The 17,278-nt window shown below is 54.0% G+C and carries 17 protein-coding genes; 7 read left to right on the top strand and 10 right to left on the bottom strand.

Going from position 1 to position 17,278, the window contains the following annotated elements; all coding sequences use genetic code 11:
- The first annotated feature begins 43 nt into the window (after positions 1–43).
- From ACH0WD_RS05185 to ACH0WD_RS05170, 4 genes are read left to right on the top strand one after another with little or no spacing between them, the layout of a single operon-like run.
- Positions 44–604 carry a molecular chaperone gene (locus ACH0WD_RS05185; RefSeq protein ID WP_000377426.1) on the top strand — a complete coding sequence of 187 codons (561 nt, stop codon included), beginning with the start codon at positions 44–46 and terminating at the stop codon, positions 602–604.
- Positions 597–2,876: a molybdopterin-dependent oxidoreductase gene (locus ACH0WD_RS05180; protein WP_000064321.1), complete on the top strand. Its 2,280-nt coding sequence runs from the start codon at positions 597–599 to the stop codon at positions 2,874–2,876. Before ACH0WD_RS05185 ends, ACH0WD_RS05180 begins: the two co-directional genes overlap by 8 nt.
- Positions 2,873–3,430 (top strand): 4Fe-4S dicluster domain-containing protein, encoded by a 558-nt coding sequence (locus tag ACH0WD_RS05175; protein ID WP_001250381.1) that lies wholly within the window; start codon positions 2,873–2,875, stop codon positions 3,428–3,430. Before ACH0WD_RS05180 ends, ACH0WD_RS05175 begins: the two co-directional genes overlap by 4 nt.
- Positions 3,430–4,197 (top strand): dimethyl sulfoxide reductase anchor subunit family protein, encoded by a 768-nt coding sequence (locus ACH0WD_RS05170; RefSeq protein ID WP_000417102.1) that lies wholly within the window; start codon positions 3,430–3,432, stop codon positions 4,195–4,197. The genes ACH0WD_RS05175 and ACH0WD_RS05170 overlap by 1 nt, the downstream gene beginning before the upstream one ends.
- Positions 4,198–4,264: 67 nt before the next feature.
- Here the strand turns inward: ACH0WD_RS05170 and uspG are convergent, their stop codons facing one another.
- Positions 4,265–4,693, bottom strand: a complete 429-nt coding sequence (gene uspG / locus ACH0WD_RS05165; RefSeq protein ID WP_000278499.1) for a universal stress protein UspG — start codon at positions 4,691–4,693, stop codon at positions 4,265–4,267.
- Between the two features lie 222 nt (positions 4,694–4,915).
- On the opposite strand from uspG, the gene ACH0WD_RS05160 reads away from it, so the two are divergent.
- On the top strand, positions 4,916–6,154 hold the full coding sequence (locus ACH0WD_RS05160; RefSeq protein WP_000646110.1) for a zinc-dependent alcohol dehydrogenase: 1,239 nt from the start codon (positions 4,916–4,918) through the stop codon (positions 6,152–6,154).
- Between the two features lie 82 nt (positions 6,155–6,236).
- Here the strand turns inward: ACH0WD_RS05160 and rnk are convergent, their stop codons facing one another.
- From rnk to citC, 9 genes are all read right to left on the bottom strand, one after another.
- On the bottom strand, positions 6,237–6,647 hold the full coding sequence (rnk, locus tag ACH0WD_RS05155; RefSeq protein WP_000089748.1) for a nucleoside diphosphate kinase regulator: 411 nt from the start codon (positions 6,645–6,647) through the stop codon (positions 6,237–6,239).
- 234 nt (positions 6,648–6,881) lie between these two features.
- Complete coding sequence (gene rna, locus ACH0WD_RS05150; protein ID WP_001092585.1) at positions 6,882–7,688, bottom strand: ribonuclease I; 807 nt, start codon at positions 7,686–7,688, stop codon at positions 6,882–6,884.
- Between the two features lie 109 nt (positions 7,689–7,797).
- Complete coding sequence (gene citT / locus ACH0WD_RS05145; RefSeq protein WP_000059028.1) at positions 7,798–9,261, bottom strand: citrate/succinate antiporter CitT; 1,464 nt, start codon at positions 9,259–9,261, stop codon at positions 7,798–7,800.
- Positions 9,262–9,298: 37 nt separating this feature from the next.
- Positions 9,299–10,195, bottom strand: coding sequence for a triphosphoribosyl-dephospho-CoA synthase CitG (gene citG / locus ACH0WD_RS05140; protein WP_000982671.1), 897 nt, complete (start codon positions 10,193–10,195; stop codon positions 9,299–9,301).
- Positions 10,167–10,718 (bottom strand): citrate lyase holo-[acyl-carrier protein] synthase, encoded by a 552-nt coding sequence (gene citX, locus ACH0WD_RS05135; protein WP_001236066.1) that lies wholly within the window; start codon positions 10,716–10,718, stop codon positions 10,167–10,169. Before citX ends, citG begins: the two co-directional genes overlap by 29 nt.
- A 3-nt stretch (positions 10,719–10,721) precedes the next feature.
- On the bottom strand, positions 10,722–12,251 hold the full coding sequence (citF, locus tag ACH0WD_RS05130; protein ID WP_000192334.1) for a citrate lyase subunit alpha: 1,530 nt from the start codon (positions 12,249–12,251) through the stop codon (positions 10,722–10,724).
- A gap of 9 nt (positions 12,252–12,260) precedes the next feature.
- Positions 12,261–13,169, bottom strand: a complete 909-nt coding sequence (gene citE, locus ACH0WD_RS05125) for a citrate (pro-3S)-lyase subunit beta (protein ID WP_000622342.1) — start codon at positions 13,167–13,169, stop codon at positions 12,261–12,263.
- On the bottom strand, positions 13,166–13,462 hold the full coding sequence (gene citD / locus ACH0WD_RS05120) for a citrate lyase acyl carrier protein (protein ID WP_000700679.1): 297 nt from the start codon (positions 13,460–13,462) through the stop codon (positions 13,166–13,168). The genes citE and citD overlap by 4 nt, the downstream gene beginning before the upstream one ends.
- Positions 13,459–14,535: a [citrate (pro-3S)-lyase] ligase gene (citC, locus tag ACH0WD_RS05115; RefSeq protein ID WP_000467872.1), complete on the bottom strand. Its 1,077-nt coding sequence runs from the start codon at positions 14,533–14,535 to the stop codon at positions 13,459–13,461. Before citC ends, citD begins: the two co-directional genes overlap by 4 nt.
- A gap of 385 nt (positions 14,536–14,920) precedes the next feature.
- On the opposite strand from citC, the gene dpiB reads away from it, so the two are divergent.
- A complete protein-coding gene (dpiB, locus tag ACH0WD_RS05110; RefSeq protein WP_000121814.1) occupies positions 14,921–16,582 on the top strand; it encodes a sensor histidine kinase DpiB in 1,662 nt (553 codons plus the stop codon).
- The gene (gene dpiA / locus ACH0WD_RS05105; RefSeq protein WP_000138786.1) at positions 16,551–17,231 is read left to right on the top strand and encodes a two-component response regulator DpiA; all 681 of its coding nucleotides are present in this window, start codon (positions 16,551–16,553) and stop codon (positions 17,229–17,231) included. The genes dpiB and dpiA overlap by 32 nt, the downstream gene beginning before the upstream one ends.
- Positions 17,232–17,278: the final 47 nt, after the last annotated feature.

The raw sequence follows: 17,278 nt of genomic DNA, 5'->3' as shown, positions 1-17,278 counted from the left end.
TTTTCTTGATTTATATTGCATTTGTATGTGAGGTTATTTATTCATGGATTCAATCTATGAATCACTGGCGGAATTAGAAAAAACAGGGCTTACATTGCGTGATTTTTTTAATTCTCATGATAGTCGTTCACTGAAATCTGCCTACGTGAGATTAAATCCCACTGCTGCGGTAAACCTTACCGATCGGGCGTGGCTGGAGGCGGAGTATGACTTTAATGCGCTATTCGTCGGTCCTGGCAAGCTGCTGGCTGCGCCTTTCGCTTCAGTGTATCTGGAAGAGGATGCGCTGGTGATGGGAAAGGCGACGCTGGAGATACGGGAGTTTATGGCAGCGTTGGGATTATCGGTTAATCAGGAGAGCAATATTCCTGACGATCATATTTCCTGCGTGCTGGAATTGACCACACTATTACTGGCTAATACCCGGCAAACGTCCCAATACCGATCTACTCTCACTCAATATATCAATAACTATTTAACAAAGTGGGTGCCATTATATATCGAAAAAATAAAAACTCATGCACAAACGACCACGTTATATACGGTGGCGGACATCTTATTTTATTGGCTTGATGAATTAAAACGAGAGTATCAATATGAGTAATGAGACAGGACATCTGAACAGACGTTCTTTTTTAAAGGGGATAGTGGCACTGGGCGCCGTTGCGGCTTTACCCGGAGGATTACTGACCTCCCGATGCGCGCTTGCGCAGCCGCCTGTTCCCTTTAACCCTAAAACGTACAAAATTTATCGTAACGCGTGTCCGCGTAACTGCTATGACACCTGTAGCCTCAAGACGTGGGTAAAGGACGGGGTCATTACTTTCGTGGAAGGCGCGCCGGAATCAACATTTACTCACGGTACCCCTTGCGTCAAAGGGCTAAGCTATCCGCGCCGGGTTTATAGCCCCGATCGTATTAAATATCCCATGGCGCAGGACGTTCGCGGTAGCGGCAACTGGCGTCGCATCTCATGGGAAGAGGCGATGCAGCGCATTGCCGCCAAGATGCTGGAGATTAAGAAAAAAGACGGTTCTATGCTCGGTCTGGCGCTGACCAAATATTCCGGTAAGTTTGGCGTGCTGAACTATGCCGTTGAAGGGATGATGTCCTCGCTTGGCTATACCACCCGTTTTGCCGGTACGCCGTGCTGGCCTGCCGGTATCGACGCGCAAAACTACGACATGGGCGACATGTGGTGTAACGACCCGGAAGATATGGTGAAAGCGAAATACATCATTATCTGGGGCGCCAACCCAGCCTGGTGCTCAATGCACAGCATGAAGTACATCTATCAGGCGCGCGAGAAAGGGGCGAAGGTCGTCGTTATCGATCCGCTGCTGTCGCAGACTGCCGCCAAAGCCGATCTCTACCTGCGCGTACGGCCAGGCTCAGACGGCGCGCTGGCGCTGGGGATGGCGCGCCACCTGGTGGATAAGGGGCTGGTCGATCAGGATTTTGTCAACAACGATGCTCACGGCTATCCGGAATTTGAAGCCTATCTGCGCAATAACGTCACCGTGGAATGGGCATCAGAAATCTGCGGCCTGTCTGCGGATGTCATTCGCCAGCTGGCAGAGGAGTTTACGGCGGTTAAGCCGGCCACGGTCTGGATTGGTTACGGGATGCAGCGTCATGTCAACGGCGGCGCCAACGTTCGCGCTATCGATGCCTTTGTCGCTATGTCCGGCAACATCGGTGTCGAAGGCGGCGGCGCGCGTTATGGCCATCTGCATACCTGGGGCTTTAACTATAACGCCATGCTGCAGAAGCCGCCGGTGGGCGCTATTGGCATACCGGGAGCGGCGGGCACCACCAGTGAATTCGGGGCTGCCGCTGGCAGCGACGCCGTGCAGTACTCCGATCGCTCTCTGAATATCAACCAGACGGCGCAGGAGATTCTGGAGGCCAACGATCCGCCGGTTCGTATGCTGTGGGTCGCCTGTAAAAACCCGTTTGCCCAGGATTTCGATCGCAGCAAGATGAAAAAAGCGTTTGAAAAACTGGAAATGGTGGTCTGCGCCGATCAGTTCTTCAACGAAACGGTGCAACACGCTGATATCGTGCTGCCCGTTACCACCGCGTTTGAAGAGTGGAACGTGGATGCTTCTTACTGGCACTACTGGCTTTCCATTAATCAGCCGGCGATTAAGCCGATGTATGAAGCAAAATGCGATCTCGAAATCGCGACCATGCTGTCGCGCACCATTAATAAGATGGCGCCGGGTTCCTGTACCTTCCCGCAAGAGTTCGATCACAAGCGCTGGCTGGATCAGGAGTTCAACGACGGTATGGCGAAAATGTTCGGCATCTCGTCCTGGGACGATCTGCTGGACGGGCCGAAAAAAGCGATTCTGCCAAGTTCAGCCGCCTGGTACGATCGCAAGTTCAAAACGCCGTCAGGCAAGTATGAATTTAAATCTGAACTGGCGGAGAAAAACGGCCACACCGCGCTGCCGGAATACAAACCGGAAGCCGAGAGCAAACTGCCTTTCCATCTGTTTACGCCGCACGTGCAGTTTGGCCTGCACTCGCAGTTTATCAACCTGGACTGGATGCAGGTGTTCTACCCGGAACCGTTCGTTTATATCCATCCTTCTTCCGCACAAAAAAAAGGCATCAGCGAGAACGATCTGGTCAAAGTTTTCAATGGCACCGGTGAAGTTGAGCTGCGGGCAAAAGTCACCACCAACGTGCCGGAAGATTTTCTGGTGATGTATGAAGCGTGGTTCCCGAAACGGCAGTACAACGTGCAAAACGTCGTGGCCGATACGCCTGCTGATATGGGGCTGATGAAAACTGGCGCGCCGGGCGCCGCTATCCACAGTCAGTTTGCTGACGTTGTATTGATCGGTAAAGGGGAATCCGTAGCATGAGACGTGCGTTTTTAGTGAATAGCGATAAGTGCATCGGCTGCCGCGGCTGTGCTATGGCGTGTAAAAGCTTTAACCAACTGGAGCCGGATCGCTTCTGGCGCTACGTTTATCCGTTGGATAAAGACATCTATCCACATGAAGAGCGGGCGTTTTACTCGCTGGCCTGTAACCACTGCGAACATCCGGCCTGCGTCGCCGCCTGTCCGGTCGAAGCCTATACCAAACGTGAAGATGGCGTGGTGGTGCATAACCCTGAGCGCTGCATCGGCTGTAAAAACTGTATTCGTAACTGTCCTTATGGCGCGCCGCGTTTTAATGAAGAGACGCGTAAAGCGGAAAAATGCAGTATGTGCTACGAGCGTCTTGATATCGGTATGAATCCGGCGTGCGTAAACGCCTGTCCGGTGGGCGCCTTGTCGATTATCGATTTGGATGCCGATCCTGTGCCCGATAATGCGGTGCAGTATCCGCCAGGGTTCCCGCATATGCCACAGCTCAATCCAGGAACGCGCTTTATTCTGGCGCGCCAGCCTAAGCAGCCGGAGGACAAGTAATGGAAAAATATGAACTGCCGCTGGTGTTTTTTACGGTATTAAGCCAGATGTCTGTCGGGATGGCTTTGGTACTGACATGGCGTACGCTGCGTGGTGAAGTGGAAGGCCAGCGTTTCTATTGGTTGGCCACCGGGCTGGTGCTGGCATTGGCGTCTATTGCCGCGATTCTGCATCTGGCGCATCCCGATCGCGCTTATAATGCGCTGATTAACCTGCGACATGCCTGGTTAAGTCGGGAAATCCTTGGCGCCACGTTGTTTGGCGCAGCGGTCGGCGTAACGTTCCTGGCAAAGGGACATAAAGCGATGGCTCTTATCGCCTCCGTGTTCGGCGTGTTACTGGTGGCGGTGCAGGGAATGACCTACGCCGCGCCAGCGATGGTGGCTATCGCTAATGGATTTACCATGCTGTTATTTTTTATTACGGTATGGGTCATGGGTTGCGCGGCGATTCCGCTGTTAAAACTCAGGCCTGCCGTTCCTGCGTTACGCCAGGGAATTGTGGTGTGTATCGCGGTACTTATCGCGGCGCCGCTGGTGTGGTTAAGCGGGGGAACGGTAATGCAGATGACGGCGCGTTCATGGCTGGCTTCACCGTTTTATCTGGCAAGCCTGGTCTGCCTTGCGCTCGCTTTTGTCGCCAGCCGTCACGGTGATTCGCGCCCGAAACTCCTGTTCGTCTTGTTATTCGTTGGCGTATTTCTGAGTCGGCTGGTCTTTTTTGGCGACACGGTGAGTACTATTGTGAATATCGGGCATTTGTACTAACGATGATGCAGTAAAAAGCCCTGCCAGGCGTGACCTGGCAGGGCGTGTCAGTTTTTAGCCGCCAGGGTTAACGCACAACCAATACTGGCAGCGTCGCATGGCGCACCACGCTTGAGGCGTTAGACCCCAACAGGTGTGTCGTGATGGACGGATTACGCGAACCGATTACCACGACATCCGCATCCAGTTCTTCGCCCATCTCATTGACGACATCGCGCACGCTACCAAAGCGAACATGCGTTTTAATTCGTGAAGGATCGATACTGAAGTGTCCCACCATCGTTTGCAGACGCGTTTCCGCCTCATGCTGTAAATGTTCTTCAAAGCGACGCACGTCGGCGGCAAAGCGGTGCAGACTCATGCTCGCGGACCCAGGCAGTACATGCAACAGATGAATGACGCCATCCTGTTGCGCCAGAAACTCAGCGTGGCGAATGGCTTTATCGCTAAGTTCCATTTCAAAAACATCAACCGGCATAATGATTGTCTTATACATACCCGTTACTCCCTGTTAATCAATACTGAATTTATTCAAGCATATAATAATGTTTCTTTCTGCTATTTGTCTGGCAATTTTAAATATTACGGCAACCTGACGTTAAAAAAGTCGTGTATTTTCCAGGAAAAATCCTAAAGCCGCCTGTTTTTCCGGCAGTCTCTCCGGGATAGCTACCCTTTTATAGTCGAACGTAACATTCACCGTTACCCCGGAGGCTGCATGAAAGCATTGACGTATCATGGTCCACATCACGTAAAGGTTGAAAACGTACCCGATCCCGGCATTGAGCAGCCTGACGATATCATTTTGCGTGTTACCGCCACCGCGATTTGCGGATCTGATTTGCATCTCTATCGCGGCAAGATCCCACAGGTAAAACATGGTGATATTTTCGGCCATGAATTTATGGGCGAAGTGGTGGAAACCGGACATGATGTAAAGAATATTCAGAAAGGGGATCGGGTCGTTATCCCGTTTGTCATTGCCTGTGGTGACTGTTTTTTCTGTCGGCTACAGCAATATTCAGCGTGTGAAAACACTAACGACGGACACGGCGCGGCGATGAATAAAAAACAGATCCCGCCACCGGCGGCGCTGTTTGGGTATAGCCATCTGTATGGCGGCGTTCCCGGCGGACAGGCCGAATATGTTCGCGTGCCAAAAGGTAATGTTGGTCCATTTAAGGTGCCGCCGCTGTTATCTGACGATAAGGCGCTGTTTCTTTCTGATATTTTGCCTACCGCCTGGCAGGCGGCAAAAAATGCCCAGATTCAGCAAGGTTCCAGCGTGGCGGTTTTTGGCGCAGGGCCGGTAGGATTACTGACTATCGCCTGTGCGCGACTGCTGGGCGCGGAGCAGATCTTCGTCGTTGATCACCACGCCTGGCGCTTGCGTTTCGCCGAAGAACGTTATGGCGCGATACCGATCAACTTCGATGATGAGAACGATCCGGCGGAAAAAATCATCGAGCAGACGGCAGGACACCGCGGCGTGGACGCGGTAATTGATGCCGTAGGCTTTGAAGCGAAAGGCAGCATGACGGAGACGGTGCTGACGAACCTTAAACTGGAAGGCAGCAGCGGCAAAGCGCTGCGACAATGTATCGCGGCGGTCAGACGCGGCGGCGTGGTCAGCGTACCCGGCGTGTATGCCGGTTTTATTCACGGCTTTTTATTCGGCGACGCCTTTGATAAGGGGCTAACTTTTAAAATGGGTCAAACCCATGTTCACGCGTGGCTGGGGGAACTATTACCGCTTATTGAAAAAGGGTTGCTGAAGCCGGAGGAGATTGTCACGCACTATATGCCGTTTGAAGAGGCGGCGCGCGGCTACGAAATTTTCGAAAAACGCGAAGAAGAGTGCCGGAAGGTTATCCTGGTGCCGGGAGCGACGTCGGCACAAGCGGCGCAGAAACAGGCGACGGGAGTAGTCAACCCGATGCCAGGCGGCGTTGTCTGAAGCAGGCAGAAATGAAAGGGCTAACGGAAAGAGGATGCGCAGGCATCCTCTGTGTAAACGCATTAACGCTTATGCAGATGGTTTAACGCAGGAAGTCGCCCGCGGCTTCAGGCTGATATTCGAGTTCCAGCACTTCGAGATGGGTGGAGGCGCCGCCCGGCAGTTCCCAGTGAATGGTGTCGCCGACGCGCAGTCCCAGCAACGCCGCGCCGACGGGCGCCATTACCGAAAGCTGGGTACTGCTGTCCGTCATATTGGCGGGGTACACCAGCGTCCGCACGCGTGTTTCACCATCGCTCAAATTGCGGAATTTAACGCGGCTGTTCATGGTGACGACATCGTTCGGCATCTCTTGTGGCGAGCACATTTGCGCGCGATCCAGTTCGGCGTTGAGCGCGTCGGCAATCGGCAGATCCGCATACGCAGGCTGTTCCAGAAGACGATCAATACGTTCGGCGTCAAGGTCGTTAATGATAATAGTGGGTCTGGACATTTCTTACTCCATGTCATCGATACTGCGAGTAGTGCAGGTAAATGGTCCCAAAAGAAAACCCTCACCGTCTGGCGGCGAGGGTTTAACTCTCATGATGATACTGAGACTTACCCCGTCTTTGAAGTGATTTAGTTCACATTCGGGTAAATCCTCAAACGTCATAGCCCTGAGTGAATTTTAGTCTACATTCGGGCGTGTTCTCAAATGTGGCTACGGTTTTAAACCTCTGCTTCGTCAATAACCGGCTTTATCGATAATAAACTGTTTCCCGCAGTTGCCGGGATGCGGCTGCGGCAGGAATGAGGCAGAGGAGAGCGGCGCGTTAATCATCGACGCCTTTAATGAAAACTGAATCTCTGTTAAATAGGCGGGATTGCCATGGCAGTTTACTTTAACGGCTTTGACATTATCCTGGCCCCACATTTGTGCGACGACGCTATCAAACTCAGCGCGGCTAACGGTTTTGCCGTAATTATCCGCCAGAAACTGCCCCAGCGCGCTGTCTTTTATCGCCTTATCCAGCCGTATCATGGTGCCGAAATAGGCATTGGGATCAAACCCGAAACAGGCGCCATGTTTGGCATATTCGTAGCGCTCCAGACAGGAATTCCCCCCCGCGCCGGGCATCACTTCCTTAAGCGCTGCCGCGATGTCAGGCGAAAGTCCGGGGGCGGGGGCGGAGCATTTCCGGCTGGCCTTGACTTCAGGCAGATTCGGGATTGGCCGCGTCGCACAGCCAAAGCGCTGCCAGCGTCGCTGGTCAACACCGCGTGCGGCGATAGATTTGGGTAATCCAGGCCACAGGCCGTGAACGGTCAGAAAGTCTGCTTTGTTGGCTGGCTCTTTTTGCAGACGGCACTCATCGGGTTCCCGATGGCGGCGTTCATGCTGGCTTTGACAAAAACCGGTTTGCCAGGAAAGCGCCAGCACATAGTCAGTGAAATCACCGTACTGTTGCGCCTGAAGTTCGTCGGCGTTGGCGGCAAAAATTGGGGTTAAGAGGACAGCCAGCAGCGGACTGTAATGCCATATTGTGTTCATGATGAATTCGATAAATTATACACATTATGAATGTTACCCATTTAATCATAAAAAATGCCGCTCAGGTGAACCTGAACGGCATCATTTTTAACCTACGTTGGCGTAATGTTTAATTCCACATTGCCAGAATCGGCCAGCCCACCAGCAACAGCATCGCGATATAGATAACGCCAAAGATTGCGCCAAGCCGCCAGTAGTCTTTGGATTTCACGTAACCGCAGCCGTAGATAATCACACCAGGGCCGGTGGCATACGGCGTCAGACAGCCCATGATACCGATAGACAGCACCAGCAGAATACACAGTTGTTCCATCGGAACGCCCGGAATGCCTTTACCCACCGCCAGAATGACCGGCAGCATGGTCGCGGTGTGAGCGGAAAGGCTGGCGAACAGGTAGTGCGCGAAATAGAACACCAGTACCAGTACAATGACGGTTGCATCCGGCGAGAAACCTTCCAGATGCGTACTCATGGTATTGGCGAACCAGTCAATAAAGCCGGAGCGGGTTAAGCCATTAGCCATGACCACCAGCGTAGCGAGGTTTACCAGGGTGTTCCAGGCGCTGTTGTAGCGCGTAATGTCTTTCCACGGCACAACATGCAGCGCCAGCATCAGCGAGACGGCCAGCAGACCCACGGCAGTGGCGTTGATGATTTTTCCACCAAAAACCCACAATCCTAAGCTAAGCAGCACCAGGCCAATCAGCGTCCACTCTTTGCGGGACAGACGCCCCATGTTTTTTAACTCGCCGCCAGCCCAGGCTGCGACTTCCGCACTGTGGGTCACTTCAGGTTTATAAAGCACATAGGAGAGCCACGGCGCAACGATCAGTAAAATAATCCCTACCGGCAGAAAGCTGAGAAACCACTGCAGCCAGCTAATCTGGACGCCGGCGATCTTGCTGACGAACTCCAGACCTAACACGTTTGGCGCCGCGCCAGTGACAAACATCGAAGAGCTCAGGCTGGTACTGATCACCATCATCCACATCAAATAACCGCCGATGCGGCGTGCGGAAGGATCGTTTGGAAACGATTTAAACAGCGGCGGCAGGTTCTTGATGACCGGGAAGACAGTCCCGCCGGTACGAGCCGTATTGGAGGGAGTAAACGGCGCCAGCAAAATATCGATAATGACAATCGCATAGCCGAGCGTCAGCGTGCGTTTACCCATGAATTTTACCAGAAACAGCGCAATGCGGCGCCCCAGCCCGGTCACTTCGTAGCCCAGCGCGAAAATAAACGCGCCGAAAACCAGCCAGACCGTGGTGCTGGAGAAACCGGCAAGCCCCCATTTCAGCGCCTGTTTACTGGCTTTAAACGCCGGATCGGCTAGTTCTGATGCGTCAAATAGCAGGTAATTGCTGCCGATAACGCAAATGGTTACGGCGATAAAACTGATCGCTGTCGCCGGGATCGGCTCCAGGATCATACCGACAATCATCGCGACGAAAACCGCAAAATAGTGCCAGGCCTGTGGCGGCATACCATCTGGAACAGGAATTAGCAACATGACGCCCATCACCACTAATGGGGCCAACAACTTCCATATATTATCTTTGGATAAAGACATAAATGACTCTCCGGAAAGGATATTTTCTATAATTGTGTTAATGATTAACTTGCGAAATTTGCGCTAAAAACCAGGTCACGATCAGCAGATCGGCGCTACCGCCTGGGCTGAGATTGCGTTCAATGCATTGCTGATCGAACCGGTGGAGATAAACGAGATCGTCAGGCGTCCGTATGCCGCCCTGCTGTAATAAGACCGCAGCCTGCTGCTGTAACCAGCGCAGACCGTCCGCCCCGCCGCGCGACGCGACGTTGGTATCGCCGTTAAGCGACATCAGCAGCAGTAAGGTATCAAGCAGCGCCAGTTCCGGATCGCGCCCCTGCGCCAGCAATGCGCGGTAGTGCGGCAACGCGTGGCGGATGACCAGCGGATAGCCCGCTTCCGCTTCACCGCGCGCGCCGGTTAATCCCAGTTGCTGATACAGCCGCTGGCCTGCGGTGAGCTGTAGGTTGTTCTGGCGCAGTTCGCGCGTGGTCAGGCCGCGGCAAAAATCGGCGGCGGTAGCGCAGAGTGTTTCTGCGGCGATCGGCTGGCGTAGCTGATACAGGCGGCCAATGGCGGCGCACAGTAACCCCAGCGAGAAAATGCTGCCTTTATGGGTATTGACGCCCGCCGTTGCGCGAAACATCGCGGCTTCACAGGCCATCCCCAATGGACGCAGGCCCGCCAGAACCGACTCTGGCGGCAGGCGCGTGCAGCTGGCGCCATATTCCATAAAGCGCGGCAGCCAGTGTCGAATCGCCTCCGCGCTGCGGTGAAAATCCGCCAGCGCCATATCTTTGTGCGCGCCGCAGTTTAGTCGGTCTACCAGACCGGGTTTTGGCGATAAATTTACCTCGGTCAGCATGGCGCGCCAGGCCAAATCGGCCCAGGCGTCATACAGCGACTGAGGCTGAATGGAGGCGTTAGTCGGGTTGACGGGAATCGGCATCATGCAGCAGCGCCTCCATATGAGTCAGTAAATCAGTCAGCGCGTGGGTTTTACCCCGCGCGCATTCAGCCGCGCTTTGCCCGCACAGCAGACAGCGGCGAGCGGGAAGCGCGAAATGGCGGCGGGAGAGTATTTCGCCTTCCGCCGTCAGGACATCGATATCCCACAGGCGCCCCAGTGGATAACGCTGTTCAAGCGCGATGGTCGCCTGTTTGAGCGCCTGAGCGGGCGCGTCAATCGCCAGCAGCCCTTCCGGCCCGCTGGCGGAAACCAGTGCAGCCTGCTCCCGGATAGTCCAGCCATACTCTTCTGCCAGCGTGTGCAGGGCAGTCACGCCGTGATTAAAGATCCGGCGGGTTAACGCGCTGTCTTTTATCGGGCCTGGCGCCACCACGGTAAAGGAGACCAGTGGAGTGGCGTGGCGCGTTAGCCAGGCGCGCTGTCTTGCTTGTCTCTCATCCCGGCTGGCGAGCAGCTCAGGAATAGAAACGTCGTGACAGGTGGCGAGTTCAGGAAACAGGCGCATGGCTTATTCCTTCACCTGATGCACCACATCGATCACTGAACCGTCGCGATAACGCACGACAGCAATCACGCGGTCGGTGAATTCGATAGGGCGGGGCTGACCGGTAAGCAGTTGCGCGCGTTCGCGCAGCCACTCAATCGATACCACTTTCATTCCCGCTGCTTTCAGGCGTTCAGCCAGCTCCGGACGCGCCGGATTGACGGCGATACCGTGATCGGTGACCAGAATGTCGACGCTGGAGCCTGGTGTGACGCAGGTGGTGACGTTATCAACCAGCGTTGGGATGCGACCACGCACCAGCGGCGCGACGATGATGGACAGCGCCGCCGCGACGGCGGTATCGCAGTGACCGCCGGACGCGCCGCGTAGAACGCCGTCGGAGCCGGTCAGCACGTTAACATTGAAGTGGGTGTCGACTTCCAGCGCGCTCAGTACCACCACGTCCAGACGGTCGACGGAAGCGCCTTTAGAGCCCCAGTTGGCGTACTGGTTAGCGCTGATTTCGATATGGTTCGGGTTGCGGGCCAAAGATTGCGCAGCGTTACGATCGAAGCTCTGCACGTCAAGTAGTTTGCGGATTAAGCCCTTTTCATGCAGGTCGACCATGGTGGCGGTGATACCGCCCAGCGCGAAATTAGCCACAATGTTGCGGCTACGCATTTTGTCTTCCAGGAAGCGGGTGACCGCCAGCGATGCGCCGCCGGTGCCGGTTTGCAGGGAGAAACCTTCGTTGAAGTAGCCGGAGTGAGCAATGACTTCCGCCGCGCTGCGGGCGATCAGCAGTTCACGCGGATTAGTGGTCATGCGGGTCGCGCCAGCGCCGATTTTGTTTGCATCACCGACTTCTTCGATTTGCACGATCAGATCAACCTGATCCTGAGCGATGCTTGCCGGGTTATGCGGATACGGCAGCAGTTGCTCCGTCAGCATCACGACTTGCTTCGCGCTGTCGGCATCCACCATCGCGTAGCCCAGTGAACCGCAACAAGCTTTGCCGGTATAACCATTAGCATTACCGAATTCATCGCAGGAGGGCACGCCAAGAAACGCAACATCAATATTGAGTTCGCCGCTTTGTACCAGATGCACACGACCGCCGTGGGAGTGAATCTGAACCGGCTCAGCCAGCAGGCCGCGAGAAATTTCTTCCGCCAGCGGGCCGCGCAGGCCTGACGTGTAGATGCGGCTGACCACCCCGTTACGAATGTGTTCAACCAGCGGCGCATGGCAGTCGCTCAGCGAACTGGAGGCCAGGGTCAGGTTTTTGAAGCCCATCTTCGCGATGGTTTCCATCACCAGGTTAATCGTTAGATCGCCGCCGCGAAACGCGTGGTGAAAAGAGACCGTCATGCCGTCGCGTAAACCGGAACGGCGGATGGCCTCTTCCAGGCTGGCGCACAGTTTGTGGTCGCGCGGTTTTTGCGCTTGTAGATCCAATTTTGCCGCACTTTGGTAAGCGCTCAGTTCGCTTTCAGCGTGACGGCTCCAGGCGGCTACGCGATCCTGGCGTTGAGATTCATTTTTCTGCGTCATTTTTTTGCCTTATTCTTCGCGAATACCGGAAAGTTCTGCACGGGAGAGCACCAGACGGGCGCGTTCAATCACCGGGCTGTCGACCATCTTGCCGTTAAGGGAAACGACGCCGAGACCTTCGCGGGCGGCGGCTTCTGCGGCCTCAACGACCAGACGCGCATGGGCGACCTCTTTACGCGTCGGCGCATAAAGGTTGTGCAGCAGTTCTATCTGGCGGGGGTTGATCAGTGACTTACCGTCAAAGCCCAACTGTTTAATGTGGGCGGCTTCTTGCAGGAAACCGGCTTCGTTGTTGGCGTCGGAATAGACGGTATCGAAGGCCTGAATGCCGGCGGAACGCGCGGCCTGCAAAATGGCGCAGCGGGCGAACAGCAGTTCGGTGCCTTCCGGAGAGCGTTCGGTGCGCAGGTTGCGAACATAGTCTTCCGCGCCCAGCGCAATCCCGATCAACCGTTCAGAGGCGTGGGCGATTTCTACCGCGCGGGTAATACCCAGCGGCGATTCCACGGCGGCTAACAGGCCGGTACTGCCCGGTTCGCGACCGCAGGCGTTTTCAATGCGCAGAATTTCGTTTTCGATATCAATGACGTCCTGCGCGGTGTCGGTTTTCGGTAAACGCACCACGTCCGCGCCGCCGCGCACGACCGCTTCCAGATCGTTGACGCCCCATTCGGAGTCCAGCGCATTCACGCGGACAATAGTTTCGACGTCACGGTAAAGCGGGTGTTGCAGCGCGTGATATACCAGACGGCGCGCCGCGTCTTTTTCGCGTAATGCAACGGAGTCTTCCAGGTCGAACATCAGCGCGTCGGCCGGGTAGATAAACGAATTGCTCACCATCGCCGCGTTGGCGCCCGGTACGAATAACATACTGCGGCGGGTGCGGGTTTTACGTTGTTGCAGAGAGGCGGAAATCATTGGCGATCCTCCCAGGGCAGAGCGGCAATACCGCTGGCGCGCGCCAGTAGCGTTTCCAGTCGGGCGCGCAAAATGCAGTCCAGAGCGCCTTTATCATCGACGTTCAGTTGTACGCCGCGCACGTCGTAGCGAGAAAGCACCTCCAGGATGGTGGCGCGAATGGCCTCGCCAAACTGTTTTTCAACGCTACTGTTGATTTGCAGGTCAATATCCTGCGTATCGAGCGGCGCAATGCGTATCATCACATCGCCGGACTCAAGCGTGCCTGCGACGGCTAGCTGGTTTATTTTCATTTTTCACCTGTTGCTAATACGGGGGACTTTTGACGGGCTGCCGCGCTGCCCGGATGGCGTTCGACCATGCCCTGCAAATAGCGCAGGGTGGCGTCGGGAACCAGCGGCGCGATAGCCGTGAGATCGTGTTTAACCAGCAGCTTGCGTACCCAGGAGGCGGATATCGGCGTCTCCTGGAAGCAAAGCCGCTCTATTTCCACCAGCGTAATGGGTGGGGCGGGAAGCGTTGGCGTCTCCAGCCAGAAACGCATATCAAGGTTGTACTGGGCGGTAACGGTGCAAAACGGCTCCGTACCGACAAAGCGGTGTGTGATGCCAAGCGCGGGCGCCAGATACTGGCGGAAAATCTTCAGGTCGATTTCGGTATAACAGTGATTAATGACGCTCTGCTCTTTAATGAAATAGCAGGGGAACGTCGCCCGAGAGATAATGTATTCGGAGCCGCGGTGAACGGTTAAGCGCGGGATATCGGTAGTCCCTTTAAGGACCAGATCGAGTCGGTCTTCATAGGGAAAGCGTGACGTATCTTCTTTGACCAGGAACAGATGCAGCCAGTCGCACTGTGCCGCCGCCTGTTGGATCAGATAGCGATGGCCGTGCGTGAAAGGATTGGCGTTCATCACAATACAGCCAATTTTCTTTCCCTCATGACGCAATGTCGCCAGCGATTCCGCATACCGTTTCAACCGGGTCGCGCTATTTTCCATTAAGACCATTACGCCAGGGACGCTGGCTATCGTCGAAAAGCTGCACTGTTTAAACAGCGCTTCGTATTCCGTTTTGGTATAAATAAAAAGATGGGTGCAGTGCCGTTCCCAGGCGAGATTAATCAATTCCGTCGCCAGCGTTAACGCTAAGCCTTCGCCGCGTACTGATTCGCTAATGGCCACGCATTTAATGATATTTCCGGCAATACCGCCGCAGGCAATAAGACGGTCATCACGGCTGACGGTAATAAACACTTCTACAGTGGTATCGACGCTTAAATCATTCTCTTTGAGAAAGTGAGCGATCTCCGCCATTTTTTTATTTTCAGAGCGTTTTACCCGAGTGAATACATTATTGCCAAACATAGTAAGAAATATCCTAGTGATATGCTTGTTGCCACTTTTCTGTATATGTTGCGCTGTGTTGCAACTTGATAACTTTTTCTTTTCAGTCAGAGTGGGAGTATTTTTATGACGAGTTATTTATTTTTTCTCACTGACGTATACATCGTAAGGAGTATTTTGGTGGTAAATTTTGATTTATTTCACAAAGCGTTAGATGGTTTTTAAGTGTTTTATGGTTTTAAGTTTTTTAATTAATTTAATCGCCATTCCGGCGGTGGGTTTTAGTTGTTTAATTGATTTAATGTGGGGAATCTGTAACGATTGGTTTTTATATGCTTCAAGATACTCAAAACATTTTTATTACATTTGCGATAAATCTGAAGAGAAATGCCCATAAGGAACCTTAATGTCCTATCAGAAAAATAAAAAGCTGTTTCCTTTTTTTCGGCAACTCGCGTTTCCGTTACGTATTTTTCTGCTCATTCTGGTGGTTTCTGTTTTCATCGTGGCAGCGTTAGCACAATATTTGTCTGCCAGTTTCGAAGATTATCTGGCGTCCCATGTTCGTGATATGGCGATGAATCAGGCAAAAATTATTGCTTCTAACGACAGCATTATCGCTGCCGTAAAAAACCGGGACTATAAACGCCTGGCGATAATTGCGAATAAACTGCAGCGCGGGACGGATTTTGACTATGTGGTGATAGGCGATCGCCACTCAATCCGGCTTTACCATCCGAATCCGGAAAAAATCGGCTATCCCATGCAGTTTACGAAACCCGGCGCGCTGGAAAGAGGAGAAAGTTATTTCATTACCGGTAAGGGCTCAATAGGGATGGCGATGCGCGCCAAAACGCCTATCTTTGACAACGAAGGCAACGTGATCGGCGTTGTTTCAATTGGCTATCTGGTCAGTAAAATCGACTCCTGGCGGTTGGACTTCTTATTACCGATGGCGGGAGTTTTTGTCCTGTTGCTGGTGGTCTTAATGCTGCTTTCCTGGTTTTTCGCCGCGCATATCCGCCGACAAATGCTGGGCATGGAGCCGAAACAGATTGCGCGCGTGGTACGCCAGCAGGAGGCGTTGTTTAGCTCGGTTTATGAAGGGCTGATCGCCGTTGATCCGGAGGGACATATCACCGCGATTAACCGCAGTGCGAGAAAAATGTTGGGGCTGCCGTCGCCGGGGCGTCAGTGGCTGGGCAAGCTGATAGCGGAAGTCGTCAATCCGGCAGACTTTTTTACCTGCCAGATCGCAGAAAGACGCCAGGACGTGATGGCCAACTTCAATGGCCTGAGCGTCATCGCCAATCGTGAGGCTATCCGTTCCGGCGAGGAGCTGCTGGGCGCTATTATTAGTTTTCGCAGCAAAGATGAAATCGCGACGTTGAACGCGCAGTTAACCCAGATTAAACAGTATGTTGAGAGCCTGCGCACGCTACGCCATGAGCACCTGAACTGGATGTCGACTCTGAACGGCCTGCTGCAAATGAAAGAGTATGATCGGGTCAGAGAGATGGTGCAGGGCGAATCGCAGGCGCAGCAGCAACTTATTGATAGTTTACGCGGCGCCTTCGCCGATCGTCAGGTGGCCGGTTTGCTGTTTGGCAAAGTTCAGCGCGCGCGTGAACTGGGGCTCAAGATGGTGATTGTTCCCGGCAGCCAGCTACATCAACTGCCGGAGGGGCTGGATAGCACGGAGTTCGCCGCCATCGTCGGGAATCTGCTGGATAACGCGTTTGAGGCGAGTTTGCGTACACAGGAAGGCGACAATACCATCGAACTTTTCCTGAGCGACGAGGGCGACGAGGTGGTAATAGAGGTCGCCGACCAGGGCTGCGGCGTTCCTGAAGCGCTGCGGGAAAAAATTTTTGAGCAGGGCGTAAGTACCCGAACTGACGAACCCGGTGAGCATGGTATCGGGTTATATCTGATTGCAAGTTATGTGGGGCGCTGTGGCGGGGTCATTACGCTGGAAGACAATGATCCTTGTGGCACCTTATTTTCTTTATTCCTTCCGAAAGTGAAAAAAAACGATGACAGAACCATTAACCCTATTGATCGTTGAGGATGAAACGCTGCTGGCGGAAATGCACGCAGAATATATCCGCCATATTCCTGGCTTTAACCAGATATGGCTGGCGGGCAATCTGGCGCAGGCGAGAATGATGATTGACCGGTTCAAACCTGGATTAATTCTGTTGGATAATTATCTGCCGGATGGGAAGGGGATTACGCTGCTGCATGAATTAATGCAGTCGCGCTATCCCGGCGGCGTCGTGTTTACGACCGCCGCCAGTGACATGGAGACGGTAGCGGAAGCGGTACGTAGCGGCGCGTTTGATTATCTGGTCAAACCTATTGCTTATGAGCGTTTGGGGCAGACGCTGACCCGCTATCAACAGCGCAGACGTATGCTGGCGAGCGCGGATAGCGCAAGCCAGAAGCAGATAGATGAAATGTTCAACGCCTATGCGCGCGGCGAACCGAAAGGGGATTTGCCGACCGGTATTGATGCCTTAACCCTTAATGCGGTGATGAAGCTGTTTGCCGATCCAACCGTACGCCATACGGCTGAAACGGTCGCGCAGGCCTTAACGATAAGCCGCACCACATCCCGACGCTACCTGGAATATTGCGCGAGTCGGCACCTGATTGTCGCAGAGATTATTCATGGCAAAGTGGGCAGGCCGCAGCGTATTTACCACGGCGGCTAAGCCTGGTTTAAGATGCCGGGGCGATGTTTTCCCTCGCCCCGGCTTAC

Origin of the sequence: Salmonella sp. 2020_1395 (genome assembly GCF_043848115.1) — a bacterium.
Lineage (GTDB): Bacteria > Pseudomonadota > Gammaproteobacteria > Enterobacterales > Enterobacteriaceae > Salmonella > Salmonella enterica.
The sequence above is the reverse complement of the archived record's forward strand: the minus strand, read 5'-3'. Positions and strand labels throughout refer to the sequence as shown.